At 68.8% G+C, this 20,109-nt stretch carries 19 protein-coding genes; 11 read left to right on the top strand and 8 right to left on the bottom strand.

From position 1 onward, the window contains the following. Positions 1 to 16 precede the first annotated feature (16 nt). Positions 17 to 679 carry a GntR family transcriptional regulator gene (locus tag QN350_RS15110; protein WP_416173060.1) on the bottom strand — a complete coding sequence of 221 codons (663 nt, stop codon included), beginning with the start codon at positions 677 to 679 and terminating at the stop codon, positions 17 to 19. A gap of 178 nt (positions 680 to 857) precedes the next feature. Between QN350_RS15110 and QN350_RS15115 the strand changes: the two genes are divergently transcribed. The 4 genes from QN350_RS15115 (at position 858) to QN350_RS15130 (ending at position 6,033) form a co-directional block, all read left to right on the top strand. Then, complete coding sequence (locus QN350_RS15115) at positions 858 to 2,813, top strand: AMP-binding protein (RefSeq protein WP_322139106.1); 1,956 nt, start codon at positions 858 to 860, stop codon at positions 2,811 to 2,813. Between the two features lie 57 nt (positions 2,814 to 2,870). Further along, complete coding sequence (locus QN350_RS15120) at positions 2,871 to 3,227, top strand: DUF485 domain-containing protein (RefSeq protein WP_281534149.1); 357 nt, start codon at positions 2,871 to 2,873, stop codon at positions 3,225 to 3,227. Next, positions 3,224 to 4,849 (top strand): cation acetate symporter, encoded by a 1,626-nt coding sequence (locus QN350_RS15125; protein WP_322139105.1) that lies wholly within the window; start codon positions 3,224 to 3,226, stop codon positions 4,847 to 4,849. Before QN350_RS15120 ends, QN350_RS15125 begins: the two co-directional genes overlap by 4 nt. A gap of 128 nt (positions 4,850 to 4,977) precedes the next feature. Then, positions 4,978 to 6,033, top strand: a complete 1,056-nt coding sequence (locus QN350_RS15130; protein WP_323516884.1) for a 2,3-butanediol dehydrogenase — start codon at positions 4,978 to 4,980, stop codon at positions 6,031 to 6,033. Between the two features lie 32 nt (positions 6,034 to 6,065). On the opposite strand, the gene QN350_RS15135 is transcribed toward QN350_RS15130, so the two are convergent. The 3 genes from QN350_RS15135 to QN350_RS15145 all read right to left on the bottom strand — a co-directional run bounded on the left by QN350_RS15135 (position 6,066) and on the right by QN350_RS15145 (position 8,562). Continuing rightward, the gene (locus QN350_RS15135; protein WP_322139103.1) at positions 6,066 to 6,848 is read right to left on the bottom strand and encodes an SDR family oxidoreductase; all 783 of its coding nucleotides are present in this window, start codon (positions 6,846 to 6,848) and stop codon (positions 6,066 to 6,068) included. 118 nt (positions 6,849 to 6,966) lie between these two features. Beyond that, on the bottom strand, positions 6,967 to 7,482 hold the full coding sequence (locus QN350_RS15140) for a hotdog fold thioesterase (RefSeq protein ID WP_322139102.1): 516 nt from the start codon (positions 7,480 to 7,482) through the stop codon (positions 6,967 to 6,969). A gap of 48 nt (positions 7,483 to 7,530) precedes the next feature. Beyond that, positions 7,531 to 8,562, bottom strand: coding sequence for an alpha/beta fold hydrolase (locus QN350_RS15145; protein ID WP_323516888.1), 1,032 nt, complete (start codon positions 8,560 to 8,562; stop codon positions 7,531 to 7,533). A gap of 164 nt (positions 8,563 to 8,726) precedes the next feature. Here QN350_RS15145 and QN350_RS15150 point away from each other — a divergent pair, with 164 nt between their 5' ends. Together QN350_RS15150 and QN350_RS15155 are read left to right on the top strand one after the other, a co-directional pair. Beyond that, positions 8,727 to 10,058, top strand: coding sequence for a bifunctional o-acetylhomoserine/o-acetylserine sulfhydrylase (locus QN350_RS15150; RefSeq protein WP_323516891.1), 1,332 nt, complete (start codon positions 8,727 to 8,729; stop codon positions 10,056 to 10,058). A 143-nt stretch (positions 10,059 to 10,201) separates the two neighbouring features. After that, positions 10,202 to 10,627: a MarR family transcriptional regulator gene (locus QN350_RS15155; RefSeq protein WP_323516893.1), complete on the top strand. Its 426-nt coding sequence runs from the start codon at positions 10,202 to 10,204 to the stop codon at positions 10,625 to 10,627. Positions 10,628 to 10,630: 3 nt separating this feature from the next. Here the strand turns inward: QN350_RS15155 and QN350_RS15160 are convergent, their stop codons facing one another. Further along, positions 10,631 to 11,143 (bottom strand): CarD family transcriptional regulator, encoded by a 513-nt coding sequence (locus QN350_RS15160; protein WP_281534142.1) that lies wholly within the window; start codon positions 11,141 to 11,143, stop codon positions 10,631 to 10,633. An 88-nt stretch (positions 11,144 to 11,231) separates the two neighbouring features. After that, on the bottom strand, positions 11,232 to 11,858 hold the full coding sequence (locus QN350_RS15165) for a TetR/AcrR family transcriptional regulator (protein ID WP_281534141.1): 627 nt from the start codon (positions 11,856 to 11,858) through the stop codon (positions 11,232 to 11,234). A gap of 122 nt (positions 11,859 to 11,980) precedes the next feature. Between QN350_RS15165 and metX the strand changes: the two genes are divergently transcribed. The 5 genes from metX (at position 11,981) to QN350_RS15190 (ending at position 18,257) form a co-directional block, all read left to right on the top strand. Next, entirely contained in the window at positions 11,981 to 13,183 is a 1,203-nt protein-coding gene (gene metX / locus QN350_RS15170) for a homoserine O-acetyltransferase MetX (RefSeq protein ID WP_323516894.1), read from the top strand. Positions 13,184 to 13,325: 142 nt separating this feature from the next. After that, complete coding sequence (locus tag QN350_RS15175; protein ID WP_323516895.1) at positions 13,326 to 14,822, top strand: DUF4389 domain-containing protein; 1,497 nt, start codon at positions 13,326 to 13,328, stop codon at positions 14,820 to 14,822. Positions 14,823 to 15,039: 217 nt separating this feature from the next. After that, positions 15,040 to 16,209 carry a sensor histidine kinase gene (locus QN350_RS15180; RefSeq protein ID WP_322139097.1) on the top strand — a complete coding sequence of 390 codons (1,170 nt, stop codon included), beginning with the start codon at positions 15,040 to 15,042 and terminating at the stop codon, positions 16,207 to 16,209. Then, the gene (locus QN350_RS15185) at positions 16,206 to 17,510 is read left to right on the top strand and encodes a hypothetical protein (RefSeq protein ID WP_323516896.1); all 1,305 of its coding nucleotides are present in this window, start codon (positions 16,206 to 16,208) and stop codon (positions 17,508 to 17,510) included. Before QN350_RS15180 ends, QN350_RS15185 begins: the two co-directional genes overlap by 4 nt. A gap of 69 nt (positions 17,511 to 17,579) precedes the next feature. Further along, on the top strand, positions 17,580 to 18,257 hold the full coding sequence (locus QN350_RS15190) for a response regulator transcription factor (protein ID WP_281536180.1): 678 nt from the start codon (positions 17,580 to 17,582) through the stop codon (positions 18,255 to 18,257). A gap of 91 nt (positions 18,258 to 18,348) precedes the next feature. Here QN350_RS15190 and QN350_RS15195 read toward each other — a convergent pair whose 3' ends face one another. After that, complete coding sequence (locus tag QN350_RS15195) at positions 18,349 to 19,629, bottom strand: MFS transporter (RefSeq protein ID WP_323516897.1); 1,281 nt, start codon at positions 19,627 to 19,629, stop codon at positions 18,349 to 18,351. 72 nt (positions 19,630 to 19,701) lie between these two features. Then, positions 19,702 to 20,028 carry a thiamine-binding protein gene (locus QN350_RS15200; RefSeq protein WP_323516898.1) on the bottom strand — a complete coding sequence of 109 codons (327 nt, stop codon included), beginning with the start codon at positions 20,026 to 20,028 and terminating at the stop codon, positions 19,702 to 19,704. Positions 20,029 to 20,109 lie beyond the last annotated feature (81 nt).

Genomic DNA, 20,109 nt, shown 5'->3' on the forward strand with positions numbered 1-20,109 from the left:
GGGCGGTGGTGGTGTCTCAGTAGACCGGGGCGGCCGGGTTCGCCTCGAGCGCTGCGAGGACGTTGCTGAGGCTCTGGTGGAGGTGGACATGGGTGGCGTGGGCGGCGAGCGAGGTGTCGCCGGCGACGATGGCCTCGATGATGAGCAGGTGCTCGGCCGCCGCCGCCCGCAGCCTGGCGGGATTGTGCCTGGCGAGCCTGCGGATGCGGGCGAGGTGGGTGCGCACGTTGGCGAGCGCGGCGACGAGGAACGGGTTGCCAACCGCCGCGTCGAGCGCGTCGTCGAAGTCGTCGATGAGCGCGTAGTACCGGTGCAGGCCGGCTTCGCCGTGCAGCAGCAGCTCGGGGGCCGCGCGGAACTGGTCACGCAACTCGAGGAAGACGAGGGGGTCGCGCCGGGTCGCCGCGATCCTGGCCGCGTGCTCCTCGAGGGCGCGGCGGAGTTCGTACAGTTCGTGGATGCTGTCGACGGACATCTCCGTGACCATGAAGCCGCGGCCGGCGCGGCCGGCGACGAGCCCGTCGGCGATCAGGCGGGCGATGGCGGCCCGGAGCGGGGTGCGCGAGACGCCGATGCGGTCGGACTGCTCGACCTCGAGGAGGCCGGCGCCCGGGGCAAGGACGCCGTCGAGGATCTCATCGCGCAGCTGCCGATACGCGCGCTCGCTCGCGGTGACCACGGCGACCGGCGGTACGGCGGCGGCTGCGGCGGCTGCGGCGGCTGCGTCCGTGGAACCGGTGATCCCCGCCTTTGGGGTTTCTGTATACACAGACGCCATGCTATTCCCTTTTTACCCGGCGTGTGCAAGACTTCCTGAATTCTATGTATACATAGGAGCTTCAATGGGGAGGTTCACAGTGACACAGACAGCGACAGGCGCAGCGACGGGAACGCCGGGGAGCTACCGCGATTCCTGGCTGCGATCGACGGATGCCGCGACCCGCGCCGACTTCTGGCTCGAGGCATCCGCATTCATCGACTGGACCGTGCCGCCGCGCACCGCGCTCGAGGAACGCGAGCCCGGGAGCTGGCGCTGGTTCCCGGACGGCGAGCTCAACACGAGCTACAACGCCCTCGACCGGCACGTGCTCGCCGGCCGCGGTGACCAGGCCGCGGTCATCTACGACTCCGCGATGAGCGGCACCCGGGTCAGCATCAGCTACAGCCGGCTGCTCGAACGCGTCTCCCGGTTCGCCGGGGTGCTGCGCGCCCAGGGCGTCGGCGTCGGCGACCGGGTGATCGTCTACCTGCCGATGATCCCGGAGGCGATCGTCGCGATGCTCGCGTGCGCCAGGATCGGCGCCGTGCACTCCGTGGTCTTCGGCGGCTTCGCGGCAAGCGAACTCGCCGTGCGGATCGACGACGCCCGTCCCACCGTGATCGTGACCGCGTCGGGCGGGCTCGAGCCCGGCCGCGTCGTCGAGTACCTGCCGCTCGTGAAGAAGGCCCTCGACCGCTCGAACGGTTCGGTCCGGACCGTCATCGTACGGGACCGCGAGTCGATTCCAGGGAGCGCGGCGGACTACGCCGGAGAAGAAACCGTCACGTGGCTCGACTGGACGACCGAAGAGGATGCCGCGACCCCGGCCGAACCCGTGAGCCTCCGCTCCGAAGACCCGCTGTACATCCTCTACACCTCGGGCACGACCGGGAACCCGAAGGGCATCGTGCGCGACAACGGCGGACACGCCGTCGCCCTGGCCTGGTCGATGCGCAACATCTACGCCGCGGGCCCCGGCGACGTCTTCTGGGCGGCCTCGGACGTCGGCTGGGTCGTCGGCCACTCCTACATCGTCTACGCGCCGCTCCTCGTCGGGGCGACGACCGTCATCTACGAGGGGAAGCCGATCGGCACCCCCGACGCCGGCGCCTTCTGGCGGGTCGTCGAGGACTACAAGGTCACCGTGCTCTTCACCGCCCCGACCGCGGTCCGGGCCATCCGCCGCGTCGACCCTGAGCTCGCCGAGCTGAAGAAGTACGACGTCTCGAGCCTGACCGGCCTCTTCCTCGCCGGGGAACGACTCGACCCCGAGACCTACCACTGGGCGAACGACGGGCTGCACTGCCCGGTGATCGACCACTGGTGGCAGACCGAGACCGGCTGGGCGATCTGCGCGAACCCGCGCGGCATCGAGGAGGTCCCGACCAAGCCGGGATCGGCGACGTTCCCGGTCGCGGGCTACGCCGTCGAGATCCTCGACTCGAAGGGACGCCCCGTGACGAAGGCCGGCAAAGAGGGCAACATCGCCATCCGGCTGCCGCTTCCGCCCGGAACCCTGCTCGGCGTCTGGGGCAGCCCGGAGCGGTACGCGAGCGCCTACCTCTCCGCCTTCCCCGGCTACTACGCGACCGGCGACTCCGGCCATGTCGACGCCGACGGGTACCTCTACGTGATGGGCCGCACCGACGACGTCATCAACGTGGCCGGCCACCGGCTGTCGACCGGATCCCTCGAGGAGGTGCTCACCCTGCATCCGTCGGTCGCGGAGTGCGCCGTGCTCGGCGTGCATGACCCGCTCAAGGGCCAGCGCGCCGCCGGCTTCGTGACGCTCAAGGCCGGCGCGACGATCGACCACGACACCCTCGCGAAGGAACTCATCGGCCTCGTGCGCGAGCACGTCGGCCCGGTTGCCGCCTTCCGGGACGTCACGATCCTCGATCGGCTGCCGAAGACCCGCTCGGGCAAGATCCTGCGCAAGACGATCCGCCAGATCGTCGACGGCGAGCCGTACACGGTCCCGCCGACGATCGAGGACCCAGCCGTGCTCGACGCGCTCACGCTCGCCGTGCACGGCACCGCCCACACGCACTGACCCTCTCCCCCAGACCGCACCACCCAGCACCATCCTCACCGGAGCAAAGGAGCCCCCATGACGGAATCACTGAGAGATGCACGACCGGGAGCGACGCCGTCGTCGATCGACTACGTCGCTTTCGCCCAATCGCCCCGCTTCCTCGAACTGAAGCGGAGGAGGAACCGGTTCGTCATCCCGCTCGCCGTGTTCTTCCTGGTCTGGTACTTCGGCTTCGTACTCGTCGCCGCATACGCGCCGGCCGTGATGGCCATCCAGGTCGTCGGAAGCGTCAACCTCGGCCTCGTGCTCGGCCTCGGCCAGTTCGTCACGACCTTCGCCATCACCATGTGGTACGTGTCCTTCTCCAACAAGACCCTCGACCCGATGGGCGCAGCGCTCCGCGCCGAGCTCGAAAAGATGGAGCAGAAATGAGCGCCGGCACCATGATCGTCCAGGCCGCAGCGAAGGCCACGGAGACCAACCCCGTCCTGAACATCTCGATCTTCCTCGCCTTCGTGGCCGTCACCCTGATCGTCGTGATCCGGGCCGGACGCAACAACCGTTCCGCCGCGGACTACTACACCGGGGGCCGGTCCTTCACCGGGCCGCAGAACGGCTTCGCGATCGCGGGAGACTACCTCTCTGCGGCGTCCTTCCTCGGCATCGTCGGCGCGATCGCGATCAGCGGGTACGACGGATTCCTCTACTCGATCGGGTTCCTCGTCGCATGGCTCGTCGCGCTCCTGCTCGTCGCAGAGCTGATGCGCAACACCGGCAAGTACACGATGGCCGACGTGCTCTCGTTCCGGCTCAAGCAGGGCCCGGTCAGGGTCGCGGCGGCCACGACGACCCTCGCCGTCTGCTTCTTCTACCTCCTGGCCCAGATGGCCGGCGCGGGCGGACTCGTGTCCCTGCTGCTCGGCATCAACGACAAGCTCGGCCAGTCGGTCGTCGTGGTCGTGGTCGGCGGGCTGATGATCCTCTACGTGCTCATCGGCGGCATGAAGGGCACCACCTGGGTGCAGATCATCAAGGCGTTCCTTCTCATCATCGGCGCCCTCGGGATGACGATCTGGGTGCTCGCGATCAACGGCTTCAACTTCTCCGGGCTGCTCGACTCGGCCGTCGCGGCCTCGATAAGCAAGCCCGCGGAGGCGATCCTCGTGCCGGGGCTCAAGTACGGGCACAACCCGCTCGACTTCATCTCCCTCGCGATCGCGCTCGTGCTCGGCACCGCCGGCCTGCCGCACGTGCTGATGCGCTTCTACACGGTCCCGAGCGCCAAGGAGGCCCGCCGCTCCGTGGTCTGGGCGATCTGGCTCATCGGCGCGTTCTATCTCTTCACCCTCGTGCTCGGCTTCGGCGCCGCGGCGCTCGTCGGTGCGGACGTCATCGCGGCGGCACCCGGAGGGGTCAACTCGGCGGCGCCGCTCCTCTCGCTCGCGCTCGGCGGTCCGCTCCTGCTCGGCTTCATCTCGGCGATCGCCTTTGCGACGATCCTCGCGGTCGTCGCCGGCATCACGATCACGGCGGCGACCTCCTTCGCGCACGACATCTACATGAGCGTGATCAAGAAGGGCAAGGGTGACCCGGACAGCGAAGTGAAGGTCGCCCGTCGCACCGTCATCGTGATCGGCATCCTCGCGATCGCGGGCGGCATCGGCGTGCAGGGCCAGAACATCGCGTTCCTCGTGGCGCTCGCCTTCGCCGTCGCGGCGAGCGCGAACCTCCCGACGATCCTCTACTCGCTGTTCTGGCGCGGCTTCACCACCCGCGGCGCGGTCTGGAGCATGTACGGCGGCCTCGCCGCGGCGATGATCCTGATCATCTTCTCCCCGGTGTTCTCCGGCACGCCGACGTCGATGTTCGGTGCGGGGGTCAACTTCGCGTGGTTCCCGCTCAGCAACCCCGGCATCGTCTCGATCCCGATCGGCTTCTTCCTCGGCTGGCTCGGCTCCGTCACGAGCACCCGCAAGGAGGACCCGCTGCTCGCCGCCGAGATGTCGGTGCGCTCCCTGACCGGCCACGGCGCCGAGAAGGCCGTGGAGCACTAATCCCACCTTCGCACCATCGCTACCCCCCTCGGCCGCCCCTCAGCCGAGGGGGGTATCGTCGTCGGCGGACTAGAGGACCGGGCCTATGCCCGTGTCGGGTCCACAAAGAGACACTGGAGAAGTATCCGATGAAAGCTGCACGTTTCCACGGCCGGAAAGACGTCCGGATTGAGAACATCGAGGAACCAGAGACCCGCAGCGGAACGGTGAAGATCGCTGTTGCCTGGTGCGGGATCTGCGGTACGGACCTGCACGAATACCTGGAAGGCCCGATCTTCATCTCGGCGCCGGGTCACCCCCATCCGCTCTCCCACGAATCACTGCCCGTCACGCTCGGCCATGAGTTCTCGGGAACCATTGAGGAGATCGGCGACGGCGTGGAAGGACTCAACGTCGGGGACAACGTGGTCGTCGAACCCTATTTCGTGTGCAACGAATGCCCGCCGTGCAAGGCCGGAAACTACCACCTGTGCGAGAAGATGGGCTTCATCGGCCTAGCCGGCGGCGGCGGCGGCTTGAGCGAGAAGGTCGTCGTCGACCAGCGCTGGGTCCACCCGATCGGTGATATCCCCCTCGACGAAGCCGCCCTGATCGAACCGCTCTCGGTCGCGCACCACGCCGTGGTCCGGAGCGGGGCGAAGGCCGGGGATGTGGCCATTGTCGGCGGCGCCGGACCCATCGGGCTGCTGACGGCCGCGATCCTCAAGGGCATCGGCGTGACGACGATCATCTCCGAGCTCAGCGCGGCCCGCAAGGAGAAGGCCCGCTCGAGCGGCGTCGCCGACTTTGTGATCGACCCGACCCAGGAGGACCTCAAGGCCCGCGTCCTCGAAATCACCGGGGGCGTCGGCACGGATGTCGCGTTCGAGTGCGCCGGCGTCAACGCGGTCCTCGACGCGATGCTCGACGCCCTGCGCTCGGCAGGGGTGCTCGTCAACGTCTCCATCTGGGGACACCCGGCCACCGTCGACATGCAGAAGCTCGTTCTCAAGGAGATCGACCTGCGCGGCACGATCGCCTACGTGCGGGACCACGAAGAGACCGTCGAACTGGTCCGCTCCGGCGCGATCGACCTGAAGCCGTTCATCACCGGTCGGATCGCCCTCGACAATCTGGTCGCCGAAGGTTTCGACACCCTCGTGAACCACAACGAAACAGCGGTGAAGATCCTGGTCCACCCGTAGGTCCCGGCCACCGGGCTTCAGACCGGCAGGTGTCAGTCTTTCGGCACCAGCGGCCCTCGCGCGACGCGCGTGGGGGCCGCCTGCGCGAGGGGCTTGACCGTGATCAGGTCGAGGTTGACGTGGGCGGGCAGCTCGACGCTCAGCACGATCGTCTCGGCGATGTCCTCCGCGGTGAGCGGGTTCTCCACGCCGACGTATGCGGCAGCGGCCTTCTCCTTGTCGCCGCCGAACCGGACGAGGCCGAATTCCTCTGTCTTGACCATGCCGGGCGCGATCTCGATCACCCGGATCGGCTCGCCGTTGAGTTCGAGCCGCAGCACCTCCACGAGGGCGTGGGCCGCGAACTTCGCGGCGTTGTAACCGCCGCCGCCGAGGTACGCGACGTGACCGGCGATCGACGTGACCGTGACGATGTCTGCGCTGCCCGCGGCATCCGTGCGGAGCGTCTCCCGCAGTAGCGGCAGCACGGCACTCGTGACCCGCTTGACCGCGAGCACGTTGATCTCGAACATCCACGCCCAGTCCTCGACGGGGGCGCTTTCGACGCTGTCGAGGCCGCGGGCGCCGCCGGCATTGTTCACGAGGGCGTGCACGGGGCCGGATGCCGCGAGATGGTCGCGGAGGGCGTCGACATCGGCCTGCACCGTCAGGTCCGCAGTGAAGACATCGGCGCCGGTTTCCTCGGCGAGCGCCGCGAGCCGGTCGGCGCGCCTGGCGACGCCGACGACGTCCCAGCCGTGTGCCCGGAACAGCCGCACCGTGGCCGCCCCGATTCCCGAACTCGCACCGGTCACTACAACTCGCTTGTTTGCCATGGTCCCATTCTGGCGGCACGAGCGGCAGTCGGGACGCACCAGGGCCCCACCCTGCGCCCACCCGGTGGTTGCCGCCGTGCTTCCAGGTCGTTCGCGCGGCCCTCGCTCGCCCGCGCGCTCAGTTCGGCGATCCGCTCCTCGAGCGGCGCAGTTCCGGTGATACGTAGTCGCTCGGTCGTTCGATCACCGCGAGCGTGCACCGCGAAACGCAGACGAGACGCTCGCGGTCATCGCTGATCTTCACCTCCCAGACCTGGGCTCGTGCACCGAGATGGATCGGGCGGGCGACTCCCGTCACCCATCCACTCGCGACGGGCCGGAGGTGGTTGGCATTGATCTCCATCCCGACCACATGGAATAGGTCTCGATCGATCGCGAGGTATCCCGCGATCGACGTGAGCGTCTCCGCAAAGGCGACGGACGCACCGCCGTGGAGCACCCCGGCCGGTTGCGTCGTGCGGGTATCCACGGGCATCCGACCCCGCAGGGCATCGGGCGCGATGTCGGTGAGTTCGATGCCGAGCGTCTCGATGAGACACCGTCGGCCCATGTTCTCAAGGACGCGCAGCGAGACGTCTCCGTGCCAGATCGAAGGGGTGGGGGCGGGTGCAGTGGTAGCGGTGTCGTGAGTCATCCCACCAGCGTGCGGCCTGCGGAGCGCACGGTCAGGCGGGAAATTACCTCACTTGGTCGGTTCAGTCCGGTCCCGATGGGTGGCGTACCACGCGGCTACCTGTGCCCGTGATCGAAAGCCGAGGCGCAGGCGAATTCGTTCGACGTGGCCCTCGGCCGACCGTTCGTCGATTCCCAGCCGGACGGCAATTTCGCGGTTCGTGCATCCCTCACTGATCAACGCCGCAACCTCGCTCTGGCGAGCCGTCAGGGTCCGGGACCCACGCGGGGCGACACGATCGCCCAGGAAGCGGCGCACGGTCGCTACGAGCTCATGGGTGTCCCCGGCGTACGGCAGGTGCGAGCGACCGGGTAGCACCACGAGCCGCGCACCGGCGATGCCCTCGGCGAGCGCCGCGGCCTGCGCGACGGGAGCGGCGCGGTCGTCGGCGCGGTGCACCACCAGCGTCGGGGTGCGCACCTCGCCGAGAAGGCCCCTGACCTCGAGTTCGTAGCTCAGCGCCAGCATCGCCCGCGCGGTCGCGGACGTCGAGCAGGCCCGTTGGTAGCGACCGAACTGGGCGCGCATCGCGGCATCGGCGTCGGGCGCGAAGATGTCGGTGAGCACGTCGGAACCGAGTCCCCAGTGCGCCTCGATCAGCCCGAGGACGTGCTCGCGCACGCTGGGCGGGGAGACCTCCGCGCCGGACGCCCAGCCGCCGTACAGCACCAGCCGCCGCACGGTATCCGGATGCGCCGCCGCCCACGCCACAGCGACCAACGCACCCAGCGACGTGCCGATGAGGTCGAACGGCTCCGGACCGAGCTGCGCGACGACCGCGGCGAGCTGCTCCAGCTCGAAGTCCATCGACGGCGGCCTGCTCGTCGGAGCCGACAGTCCGCATCCGGCGCGGTCGTACCGGATGAGCCGGCGGTCCGTCGCCAGGCTCTCGTAGAATGACCGCTCCTCGGGCAGCTGCCAGCTGAGCTCGAGGTGACTGAGCCACCCCGGGATGTACACGAGCGGCCGACCGGCGCCGGCCGAGGCGTACGCGACGCCGGTGCCGTCGGCCGCTTCCACACGCGCAATCTCTTGCTGCATGCACCCATTCTGCTCGCGGCACGCGGCGCACGCTCCGCCGCCCGGGCACACCCGTAGATGACGCCGTGTTTCGGCGCCATTGCCGACCCCGCGAACGCGTGCCTAGACTCGCAGCCAAGAGCGATGGACGGTCCACGCTCGTCACGGATTACAGGGAGTTCTTCATGAGCGACAACGCGGCCGCCTGGCAGTTCGAAACCAAGCAGGTGCACTCGGGCGCGCACCCCGACCCGGTCACCAACGCACGCGCCACCCCGATCTACCAGACCACGTCCTACGTGTTCAACAACGCGCAGCACGCCCAGAACCTGTTCGCACTCGCCGAATTCGGCAACATCTACACCCGCATCATGAACCCGACCCAGGCCGTCGTCGAAGAGCGCATCGCCGCGCTCGAAGGCGGCACCGCGGCACTGCTCCTCGCCTCCGGCCAGGCCGCATCGACCTTCGCCGTGCTGAACATCGCCCAGGCCGGCGACCACATCGTCTCCTCGAGTTCGATCTACGGCGGAACCTACAACCTCTTCAAGTACACCCTCGCCAAGCTCGGCATCGAGACGACCTTCGTCGAGGACCAGGACGACGCCGCAGAGTGGGCCCGCGCCGTGCGCCCGAACACCAAGCTGTTCTTCGCCGAGACCATCGGCAACCCCAAGATCAACGTTCTCGACATCTCGCTCGTCGCGGACGTCGCCCACTCCAATGGCGTACCCCTCATCGTCGACAGCACGATCGCGACCCCCTACCTGATCCGCCCGTTCGAGCACGGCGCCGACATCATCGTGCACTCGGCCACCAAGTTCCTCGGCGGCCACGGCGCGATCATCGGCGGCGTCATCGTCGACGGCGGCACCTTCGAGTGGTCGAAGAACGTCGAGAAGTTCCCCGGCCTCACCGAGCCGGACCCGTCGTACCACGGCGTCAGCTACACCGGCGCGGTCGGCGACGCCATCGCATACATCATCAAGGCGCGCGTGCAGCTGCTCCGCGACCTCGGCAGCGCGATCGCCCCCGCGAGCGCGTGGCAGCTGATCCAGGGCATCGAGACCCTGAGCCTGCGCATCGAGCGCCACGTGCAGAACGCCCAGGACATCGCAGAGTGGCTCGAGAACCACCCAGACATCGCCTCGGTCAACTACGCCGGCCTGCCGTCGAGCCCCTGGTACGCGACCGCCAACAAGTACGCCCCCAAGGGCGTCGGCGCCGTGGTCTCCTTCGAGCTCAAGGGCGGGGTGGATGCCGGCCGCGCGCTCGTCGACAACCTCGAGCTCTTCAGCCACCTGGCCAACATCGGCGACGTCCGTTCGCTCGTGATCCACCCGGCCTCGACCACGCACGCCCAGCTCACCCCTGAGCAGCAGCTCACGAGCGGCGTCACCCCCGGCCTCGTGCGCCTGTCCGTCGGGATCGAGAACATCGTCGACCTCAAGGCCGACCTCGAGCAGGGACTCGCAGCGGCCCGCGCCGTGGTCGAGGCCTCCCGCGCGAACGCCTGAGTCACCAGCACCCCGAACCGATTCGACGGAGATTCTGCCGAAATTGTACGTTGCAGGCCGTTTTCGGCCCGCGCGAGGCACAATCTCCGTCGAATTGGTTCACAGAACGATCCGGATGACGCGTCCGTGAATATCCTGTCGGTATGACTGACCTTCGACCGATCGGATACTGGCTCAAGCTCGTCGACCAACTGATCAACGAGCAATTCGCGACGACCCTCGAGGAACACGGGGTGACGCGGCGGCAGTGGCAGCTGCTCGGGATGCTGTCCCGTGGCCCCGCCTCCGTCGACCAGCTCACCCGCGAGGTCGCTCCGTTCCTCGACCCCGAGGGCGAGACCGTCGTCGAACACCTCGCCGAACTCGTCGAGAGCGGCTGGGTCACCGTGTCGGAGACCGGGTACGCGATCACGGACCGCGGCCGGATCGCCTATCAGCGCCTCGCCGAGGTCGTCTCGGTGAACCGGGAGGCGGCGACCGAGGACGTCAGCCCCGCCGATTACGCCACGACCCTCGCCACCCTCGAGCGGGTCGCGCGCAACCTCGGCTGGACCGGCGAGCCGGAGTAGTCCCTAGGCCGCGGTGGTGTCGGTCGCGGGGATCGAGCTTGCCAGCACGGTGTCGAGGACGGCGGATGCCTCTTCGCTCGTCGAGTTCTGGGCGAGCGCGAGTTCGGATACGAGCACCTGGCGGGCCTTGACGAGCATGTTCTTCTCGCCGGCGGACACGCCGCGTTCCTGGTCACGACGCCACAGGTCGCGGACGACCTCGCCGACGCGGTAGACGCTGCCGCTCGCCATCTTCTCCTGGTTGGCCTTGTACCGGCGCGACCAGTTCCCCGGCTCTTCGACGAAGGATTCGCGGAGCACGTCGAAGACGGCCTGGACGCCGGCGTTGTCGATGACGTCGCGCACGCCGACGAGCTCGGCGTTCTCGATCGGCAGCTTGATCGTGAGGTCGTTCGCGTGCACGGTGAGGGTCATGAACTTCTTCTCAATCCCCTTCACAGCGCGGGTCGTGATTTCGGTGATGGTGACCGCGCCGTGGTGCGGGTAGACCAGGGTTTCTCCCACGGTGAAATTCATGTGCTGCCTCTGTTCGTTGGTGATGCGGGGTTCTCGCGACCATCGTCGGTCGGTCGTGTGGTGGTTTGCGGGTGCAGGGCGAGCGGCGCTAGGCCGCGTCGACCAGCCATACGGGTAAGAATTCGACCAGCTGGTCGACTATCTCGTCGTCCGTGACGTCGAGCTGGCCGCGCATCCAGGCGCTGATCAGGGTGAGCGCTCCCCCGGCCACATAGGTGGCGAAGGATTCGGGATGTACGACCCGGGGAGCGCCGGAGAGCGCCACGAGCGATTCGACGAGGCGGCGCGAGTACGCCTCGATCTCGTCGTCGTATGCCGTGCGGGTGATCGGAAGGTCGAGCACGCTCGCGTAGAGCGGATAGTGCTCCACGATGTGGGAAATGAGACGCTGGTAGCCGGCGCGTGCCGCCTGAGCCCCGGTGAGGTCGTCGCTGCGCAGGTCGAACCCGGTCACACCGATCTCGGCGAACTGCTCACGGAGGAAACCGGTCGCGAGATCGTCGAGGCTGCTGAAGTGCGCATAGAACGAACTGCGGCTGATCGAGGCCGTGCGTACGATGTCGCTGACCGAGACGGATGCGACGCGCTGGGTCATGAGAGTGCGGACCGCCGAGAAAATGGCCTGCCTGGTGCGCTCCGCCCGCGGGTCCGAGGCACGTACGGCGCTGATTGTACCGCGCACCGCGGGTTCTCGGACATACTCGGTGCGGGTCATCAGGACAGTCTAGCACTTCTCGGACACCTGTCCGAGAAGTGGCAGCGTGCGTGACAAGCGCGCGTGACAAGCGCGCGTAACAAAAGGACGCGGGCGCGTCCGAGCGGGCAGAATGAGGGCATATGGAATGGCAGACCTCGGCGGACACGGTCCCGTCCAGCTTCATCACCGAGGCTCAGACGCGCTCGCTGCTCGGCAAACCCCCGGCGACGGGCGCGTGGCGCGATGGCGACCCCGTCGGCAACCGCAGGTTCCAGGACGTGGGCCCGCTCGAGCTCGAGGCCGGCGGACGGCTGGGTGCTGTACGGATCGCCTACGAGACGTGGGGCGAGCTCTCGCCCGCGCGGGACAACGCGGTGCTCGTGCTGCACGCCCTCACCGGGGACAGCCATCTCCTCGGCGCGGCGGGGCCCGGCCACGCGACCGCCGGCTGGTGGGGCGGCATCGTCGGCCCCGGTCTCGCCATCGACACCGACCGCTATTTCGTCGTCGCGCCGAACATGCTCGGTGGCTGCCAGGGCAGCACGGGCCCGTCGTCACTCGCCCCGGACGGCTCGGAGTGGGGCATCCGCTTCCCCTACCTGACCATTCGCGATCAGATGGCCGCACAGGTCGCCTTCGCCGATCGGATCGGGATCGATGCCTGGGCCCTCGTCGTCGGCGGGTCGATGGGCGGAATGCATGCCCTTGAATGGGCGATCGACCAGCCGGACCGGGTGGACCGGCTCGCGATCCTCGCCGCGCCCCCTGTGACGACGGCCGACCAGATCGCCCTGAATTCGGTGCAGATCGAAGCCATCCGCAGCGACCCTCTCTTCCGGTCCGGCGACTACTACGACGCCGTCGATGGCGAGGGCCCGACCCGCGGGCTCGCCCTCGCCCGGCGGATGGCCCTGCTGAACTACCGCAGTCCCACAGAGCTCAACGAACGATTCGAACGCGGCTGGCAGAGTCGGATCTCCCCGCTGGGTTCTGGCGGCCGGTTCGCCGTCGAGTCCTACCTCGATTTCCACGGCAACAAGTTCACCCGCCGTTTCGACGCGAACAGCTACATCGTCCTCGTCGAGGCGATGAATTCCCACGACGTGTCCCGCGGTCGCGGCTCGCTCGCCGAGGCCCTCTCTTCGATCGCGGCGACCACCCTCGTCGTCGGGATCGACAGCGACCGGCTCTTCCCCGTCGAAGGCCAGCGCCGGATCGCGGCGCACCTGCGCAACGGCCTCGACGGCACCGAACCCGTCGTGCTCTCCTCGAGCTACGGCCACGACGGGTTCCTGATCGAGAATGCCGCCGTCGGCGAGCAACTCGGCCGCCTCCTCCGCTGACATTCCGCTGACTTTCCGCTGACCTTCCGCTGCCCGGCGAGCGCTGGCCGGCGATTGACAGGGCAGGCATTCCGGACGACCCTGACAGGGAACCCGGCCACCGCCTGCCTGATCAGCCCGCCCAGCGAAGAGGAGTCCCGTGATGAAAGCCGGCTACGTCGTCATGGTCATCGTCGGAACGCTGCTCGCCCTTTCCGGCATCGGCATGCTCGCCGGCGGCGTCGCCGCGGCGACGGTCGCGGCCGGGCAGGGCAGGGACGGATTCCTGACCACTCCATCCGGCACGTTGTCGGTGGCCTCGTACGCGATCACTTCGCCGAACCTCGAGACCGGCCCAGGGACGGGCACAGGCACGGAGAGCGGCACTCAGGCGGGCTCCGGCGGGATACCCGCCGGGCTCGCGACGGTGATGCTCGAGGCGACAAGCGCCCGCGGCACCGGGGTCTTCATCGGCATCGGGCCGCGGTCGGAGGTGGAGCGTTACCTCGCCTCCGTCGCGCATAGCGAGCTCACTTCCGTGAACTCCTCGCCGTTCCGTACCGAGTACCGCGAGGTCCCCGGCAGCAGGCGTCCCGCCCGCCCCGGCAGCCAGCCCTGGTGGACGGTTGCGGCCTCCGGGCCGGGAACGCAACGCGTCGTCTGGCCGGTCGAGGGCGGCGACTGGGCCGTCGTCGTCATGAACGCGGATGCGACCCAGGGCGTCGACGTGCAGGCACGGGCCGGCGTCCGGTCAGCACTCTTCGTGCCCGCGGCGGTCGCACTGCTGCTCGGCGGCGGCCTGCTGCTCGTGGCCGGGGTGCTCCTCGTGATCTTCGGCGCGATGGGGCTCGGCAGGCGAGACCCCACGCAGGGTCCGAGCGGGCACGCCGACACTGTCGGGACTGCCGGCCCGCCGGGCCCGCCCGGTCCGGTCTACCCTGCGCGCCTCGAGGGCACCCTGCAACCCGACCTGTCCAGGGGCCTGTGGCTCGTTAAATGGATCCTGATCTTCCCGCACGTCGTCGTTCTGTTCTTCCTCTGGTTCGCCGCGTCCGTGACGACGATCGTCGCGGGCTTCGCCATCCTGTTCACCGGCCGGTACCCCCGCTCGCTCTTCACCTTCAACGTGGGCGTGCTGCGCTGGAGCTGGCGGGTCGCCTTCTACTCGTATTCGGCGCTCGGCACCGACCGGTACCCGCCGTTCAGCCTCGCACCGGCCGACTACCCCGCGGACCTGGACATCGCCTACCCCGAGCGGCTGTCCCACGGGCTCGTCCTGGTCAAGTGGTGGCTGCTCGCCATCCCGCAGATTCTCATCGTGACCGCCCTGACCAGCGCCCCGACCGCGCGCTACACGATCGGGAGCACCACCTATTCGACGACGACCGGGGTATCACTGCTCGGCCTCCTCGTGTTCATTGCCGGACTGATGCTGCTGTTCACGGGCCGTTACCGGCAGCCCCTGTTCGATTTCATCCTGGGCATCAATCGATGGGTGTTCCGGGTCGTCGTGTACACGGCACTGTTCCGGGACGAATACCCGCCATTCCGCCTCGACCAGGGTGGTATGGAACCGGGCGTCAGGGACTCGGGCCGCACCGAAACGGGGGGCACCGGGTCGGGGGTAATCGACGAGGCTGCTAGGGTGAAAACAACCTGAGGAATCACGGATGCTGACCCGACAAAGCTCGAGGCGCCTAACTGTTCCCCCTGGACGCGCCCAAATGCCGCCGGCGCTCCCCTTCCAGCCGGATCCCCCCACTCGCGTGGCCCGTAAACAAGGCACATTCGTGAAACTGAGTGCCGCGCGCGCATCGAAACCCGCCGCGTCCGGATATGGTGCTCTGTGGAGCACGACGAGGGGCAATGCTACGGGTATGCAACGTATTTTCAAGGAACGGGATCGGCTGTTGCGCAAGGGCGCACAGCTGACCGGTCTTGCGGGTTCCATCGCCGCGTTCCTGGCCCTTCTGATACCGGGCGGCCCCGACCGGTTGGCGCTCGCCCTGAGCCTTCCCCTTCTTCTCGTGATAGTCGGCGCCCAGTACCTGCTCGGCCGCAACGGGCATCTGAGGTGGGCGGCGGTCATCGTCGTCTGCGGCGTGGCGATGGTCCTGGTGATCGGCTTCGTCGGCCGGGGAACATCGGGGCTCAACCTCGGCGAACAGGCTGTGATCGCGTGCGTCGCCTCTCCCGTGATCGGTTGCGTCGCGCTGGTGCTCGTCACCACCGGGCGCCGGCTCATCCTGCTGGGCGCCGCCTTCGGCACGACCCTCGCGAGCGTGCTCAGTGCTTCGCGGCTCACCGATGACGCCCTCGTGCCGGTCATGCTCACCCTCACCGGCTGGTTCGCGATCGCGATCGCCGGCTGGTGGATCGCGCAGAGCATTCCCCGCGTCATGCAGCGCATCGCCGAGATCGGCCGCGCCCACCTCGCCGAACGGCACGCGAGCGAGCTCGAGGCACAGCGCCGCCAGGACGCCAGGCTCCTGCACGACACCGTCCTCGCCACGCTCACCCTGCTCGCGCACTCCGGCGTCGGCGTGAGCCCCGCCGCCTTGCGCCAGCAGGCCGGGGATGACGCCAGGCTGCTCAGGCAGCTCCGGCTCGGCGGGCTGCCGACCCCGCACCGCTCGGGGGTCTACACGCTCGAGCGCGCCTCCGAGTCGACCCTCGGCAGCACCCTCGAGTCCGTGAAACAGCGCTTCAAGCGAATGGGACTCGAGGTGGACTGGCACGGGAGCGGGCAGGTCCTGCTGCCGAGCACCGTCCTGGACTCCTTCCTGCTCGCCCTCGGCGAGTGCCTCGAGAACGTGCGCAGGCACGCCGGGGTCGCCCGCGCCGACGTCACGATCACCGACGACGACACGACGGTGCGCGCCATGGTCACCGACGCGGGCGTCGGCTTCGACCTCGCAGCGGTCAGCCCGGAACGCCTCGGCTTCGCCGAGTCCGTCGTCGCCAGGCTCCGCGACGTCGGCGGCAACGCCCGACTGTTCTCCTCCCCCGGCTCGGGAACGACCGTTGTGCTCGAGGTGCCCAAGTGAGCGGCCGTAGCGCCACCGTCCAGCCCGAGCGCGGCATCCATCGCCCGGCCCGGCGCGTGGCCACAGAGGCCGGCCCGCTCGCGGAGCACGGACGCCAGGAACGCCAGGACCGGCGCCGCAGCTTCCGCCGGCCGGAACGCACCGTCAAGACGACGCGTGCCAACCAGAGCGGCCTCGGTGGACGCCACCTCGGAATCGGCCTCTCCGTCGCCGGGGGCATCGTCGCCGCCTACCTGCTCTGGGAATGCCTCGAGCAGTTGCCCCGTTACTCGACTCCCGTCCCGACCCTCGTGGCCTGGGTGATCCTGGTGGCGGCGACGGCATTCACCATCGCCGTCGTGCAACGGCTCTCCGCGCGGATGCCCGACTGGCTGTTCGCTGCGGCCCTCGCGTCGGCGGCCGTCGTCGTTGCGCTCGACCTGGCCGGGTCCCACGCCGGCGCCGACCGGGGCGTCTTCCCGACGGCGGCCGCCGCCGTCGGGAGCCTGCTGATCGCGCTCGTGACGGTTCGGCGCGGCAGGGACGTCGTCTCCTCGACGGCCGTCCTGGGCACGCTCCTGGCCGTGTTCGCGGTCACAGAGCCGCGGAGCGACCCGCTGTCCTTCGCACCGGAGCTCGTCGCGTTCGGCCTCGCCGTGATCCCCCCACTCCTCGGCGTCGCGATCGTTCGCTCGTTCCATCGCATGGTGCAGCGCGAACTGGACCTCGTGCTCGTGCAGAGCACGGTCTCCCAGCCGAGGTTCGCGGTCGGCATGCTCGCCTCGGAGGAACTCGCGCGGATCGACCTCGACGCGGAGACCCTGCTCGACGACGTGGCCAAGGGCCGTACCGCGCTCCCCCTCAACGCGGCCAAGTCGACGACCGCGTCGTCGCTCGCGACCCAGTTGCGGCTGCACCTGATCCAGGGCCGCAAAGAGACCTGGCTGTACCACGCCATCACGGAGTCCGAGTTCCTCGGCCCCTCGGTGAGCCTCAACGACCCGGCCGGGCTCGCCGGGCTGCTCGACCCCGCCCAGCGTGACGCCCTGCTGCGCACCATCTGGCTCCTCATCAGCGACACCCAACGCCCCGAGGCATCCGTCGCTCTCTCCCTCGGTCCGATCCGTCCAACGAATGGCCTGATCGACCGCCAAAAGTTACGATTCCCCATCGAATTGGCCACGACGGGTGTGCCTCGGCGCAGGGTCGACCCCGAGACGTGGCAAGCTATCCGGGTGGTTGGCCCGAACATCGCGTCGAGCCGGGGTGGCAGTCTCCATGTGGAGATCGACTGCAGCATTGACAATCCCGCAGATGCGTGAAATTTTCTGGTCCGGCATCGCCGGGCTTCCAGTCGGATGCACAGGCAACAGGAGGCAACAGTGACGAACATCAGCACGACGACCCGGGCGGTGCCCAGTCGGGAGAATCCGATCCGGCTGGCTCTCGTGGACGACCACAGGATGCTGCTCGGGGCGTTGACGGAGTGGATCCGCGGCGCCGCAGACGACATCAACATGGTCGCCGCGGTGACGACGTGGCCGGAACTCCTGACCCACCCCGAATTCCCGGTCGACGTCGTTCTCCTGGACCTCGACCTCAAGGACAACATCCCCGTTTCGCTCAAGATCTCGACCCTCAAGACGGCCGGCGTCAAGACCGTCCTGATGAGCACCTACTCGGAGCCGGGCCTCGTGCGCGAGGCACTCGCCGCCGGGGCGCTCGGCTACCTCGTGAAGAGCGAAGAGGCGGGCATGATCGTCGACGCGATCCGGGCCGCGTTCGACGGAGAGTCCTACATCTCCGCTGAACTCGACGAAGCGCTCAGCGCGGGTACCGGCGGCGGCTCACCGCGACTGAGTGCCCAGGAACGCCGCGTGATGGCGCTCTACGGTGCCGGCGAACCCGTCAAGGCCGTCGCCCACCAGCTCGGCATCTCCGAGGAGACCGCCAAGTCGTACCTCAAGCGGATTCGCGAGAAGTACCGCCTGGCCGGCTTCGACGTCGGAACCAAGGTCGCGCTGCGGAAGCGCGCGATCCACGACGGGATCCTGCTGCAAACGGACTGAGCACAAGCACCCCACCCCTGTCGGAGTCTTCCGTGACCCGCCGCAGGCGCTGCTGCGCCGGCCCGAGTCGCGAAAGGTTCCGATTTCGGCGTTAAGCGGCGTCCGTGACGACCTCGATGAGGGCGGTGCCGTATGGGACGTGCTGCCCCTTACGGCGCCAGGACCTGTCGATCGCGAAGCTCACGACGGCGAGGGCGAGTCCGAAGCCGCTCAGGGCCGCGCCGATCCAGACGGGGGCGACGTAGCCGAGACCTCCGGCGATCGCCAGGCCGCCGAGGAAGGCGCCGAGCGCGTTGCCGATGTTGAGAGCCGAGTGGTTGAGTGCCGCGGCGATCGACTGGCTGTCGCGGGAGACATCCATCAGCCGGGTCTGGATGGCGGGCGAGAGCCCGGCAGCGGAACCGCCGACGAGGAAGACGCCGATCAGGAGCCCGGGCAGGAACTGGGCCGAGAGGGCGAGCCCGGCGAGGGCGACGATCATCACGCAGAAGAAGCCATAGAGGGTGCGGCGGACGCTCTTGTCGGCGAGGTGGCCGGCGAGCAGGTTGCCGACGGTCATGCCGAGGCCGATGACCACGAGCACGAGCGGGACAGCACCGGCGCCGAGACCGGTGACCTCGATCGTCAGCGGGGCGACGTAGGTGTAGACGGCGAAGAGGCCGCCGAAGCCGATGGCGCCGATCCCGAGCGCGAACCAGACCTGCAGCCGGCCGAAGGCCTTGAGCTCGTTACGCATCGTCGCGAGCGGGTCACCGGCCTGGAACGGAACGAGCAGGATCACGGCGAGGAACGTGACCGCAAAGACGGCGGCCACGACAAGGTAGGCGACCCGCCAGCCGGACACCTGCCCGATCCAGGTGATCACGGGCACGCCGATCACGTTGGAGATGGTCAGGCCGCTGAGCACGAGCGCGACGCCGCGCGCCCGCTTGCCCGGACCCATCAGGTCGGCAGCGACGAGCGAGGCGATGCCGAAGTATGCGCCGTGCGGGAGCGCCGCCACGAACCGGGCAACGAGCACGAGCCCGAACGTCGGCAACAGGGCGGAGGCGATCGTCGCGAGGGTGAACGCGGCGAGGAGGGCGAGCAGCAGCTGCTTGCGGGGCCAGCGTGCCGCCGCGGCCGCGATCGTCGGGGCCCCAACGACGACGCCGAGGGCGTACGCCGAGATCAACCAGCCGATCTGGGCATTCGCGGCATCCGGCGCGGTCGCGTGGAGGCCAGGCAGAAGGTCGGCCGCGAGGTTCGGCAGCAGGCCCATCGCCACGAATTCGGTCGCCCCGATGCCGAAGCCGCCGAGGGCGAGGGCGAGCAGGGCAAGACGGATGCGGGTCGGAGACAGCATCGCCGACCCGTCGGTGGTTGAGGGCATGCGCTCCAGCCTAGGGCCGCACGGTTCCGACGGGAAGCGTCCGGCGGCATCCGCCTGCCCGTGCCGTGCCGGCTAGGCCTGGCTGCCGTCCGCCCGCGCGTTCCGGAGGGCGACCTCGAGGCGTTCGACCTTGCCGGTCAGCTCGCTGGTGTGGCCGGGGCGGATGTCGGCCTTGAGCACGAGGGACACCCGGGGACCGAAGGCGCCGACGGCCTCCGTCGCCGCCTTCACGACGGCGAAGACCTCGTCCCACGAGCCCTCGATGGTCGTGAACATCGAGTCGGTGTGGTTTGGCAGGCCCGATTCACGGACGATGCGCACGGCGGCGGCGACGGCGTCGTGCACGGAACCCTCGGCATCCTGGGCGCCGGACGGCGAAACGGAAAAGGCGACGAGCATGATTACTCCCTGGGGATGAGGATCGGGCGGTCGAGGCCGGCCGCCGGTGGGTCCTGGCGTGGTGCGGGGTGGGCTGCGGGG

The organism is Cryobacterium sp. 10I5 (assembly GCF_035019865.1).
Lineage (GTDB): Bacteria > Actinomycetota > Actinomycetes > Actinomycetales > Microbacteriaceae > Cryobacterium > Cryobacterium breve_A.

What these genes read in the sequence shown, in the direction of transcription:
- QN350_RS15120 (WP_281534149.1), top strand. Translation starts at nt 2,871, where the DNA reads ATGACGGAATCACTGAGAGATGCACGACCGGGAGCGACGCCGTCGTCG.
- QN350_RS15125 (WP_322139105.1), top strand. Translation starts at nt 3,224, where the DNA reads ATGAGCGCCGGCACCATGATCGTCCAGGCCGCAGCGAAGGCCACGGAG.
- QN350_RS15130 (WP_323516884.1), top strand. Translation starts at nt 4,978, where the DNA reads ATGAAAGCTGCACGTTTCCACGGCCGGAAAGACGTCCGGATTGAGAAC.
- QN350_RS15135 (WP_322139103.1), bottom strand. Translation starts at nt 6,848, where the DNA reads ATGGCAAACAAGCGAGTTGTAGTGACCGGTGCGAGTTCGGGAATCGGG.
- QN350_RS15140 (WP_322139102.1), bottom strand. Translation starts at nt 7,482, where the DNA reads ATGACTCACGACACCGCTACCACTGCACCCGCCCCCACCCCTTCGATC.
- QN350_RS15145 (WP_323516888.1), bottom strand. Translation starts at nt 8,562, where the DNA reads ATGCAGCAAGAGATTGCGCGTGTGGAAGCGGCCGACGGCACCGGCGTC.
- QN350_RS15150 (WP_323516891.1), top strand. Translation starts at nt 8,727, where the DNA reads ATGAGCGACAACGCGGCCGCCTGGCAGTTCGAAACCAAGCAGGTGCAC.
- QN350_RS15155 (WP_323516893.1), top strand. Translation starts at nt 10,202, where the DNA reads ATGACTGACCTTCGACCGATCGGATACTGGCTCAAGCTCGTCGACCAA.
- QN350_RS15160 (WP_281534142.1), bottom strand. Translation starts at nt 11,143, where the DNA reads ATGAATTTCACCGTGGGAGAAACCCTGGTCTACCCGCACCACGGCGCG.
- QN350_RS15165 (WP_281534141.1), bottom strand. Translation starts at nt 11,858, where the DNA reads ATGACCCGCACCGAGTATGTCCGAGAACCCGCGGTGCGCGGTACAATC.
- metX (WP_323516894.1), top strand. Translation starts at nt 11,981, where the DNA reads ATGGAATGGCAGACCTCGGCGGACACGGTCCCGTCCAGCTTCATCACC.
- QN350_RS15175 (WP_323516895.1), top strand. Translation starts at nt 13,326, where the DNA reads ATGAAAGCCGGCTACGTCGTCATGGTCATCGTCGGAACGCTGCTCGCC.
- QN350_RS15180 (WP_322139097.1), top strand. Translation starts at nt 15,040, where the DNA reads ATGCAACGTATTTTCAAGGAACGGGATCGGCTGTTGCGCAAGGGCGCA.
- QN350_RS15195 (WP_323516897.1), bottom strand. Translation starts at nt 19,629, where the DNA reads ATGCCCTCAACCACCGACGGGTCGGCGATGCTGTCTCCGACCCGCATC.
- QN350_RS15200 (WP_323516898.1), bottom strand. Translation starts at nt 20,028, where the DNA reads ATGCTCGTCGCCTTTTCCGTTTCGCCGTCCGGCGCCCAGGATGCCGAG.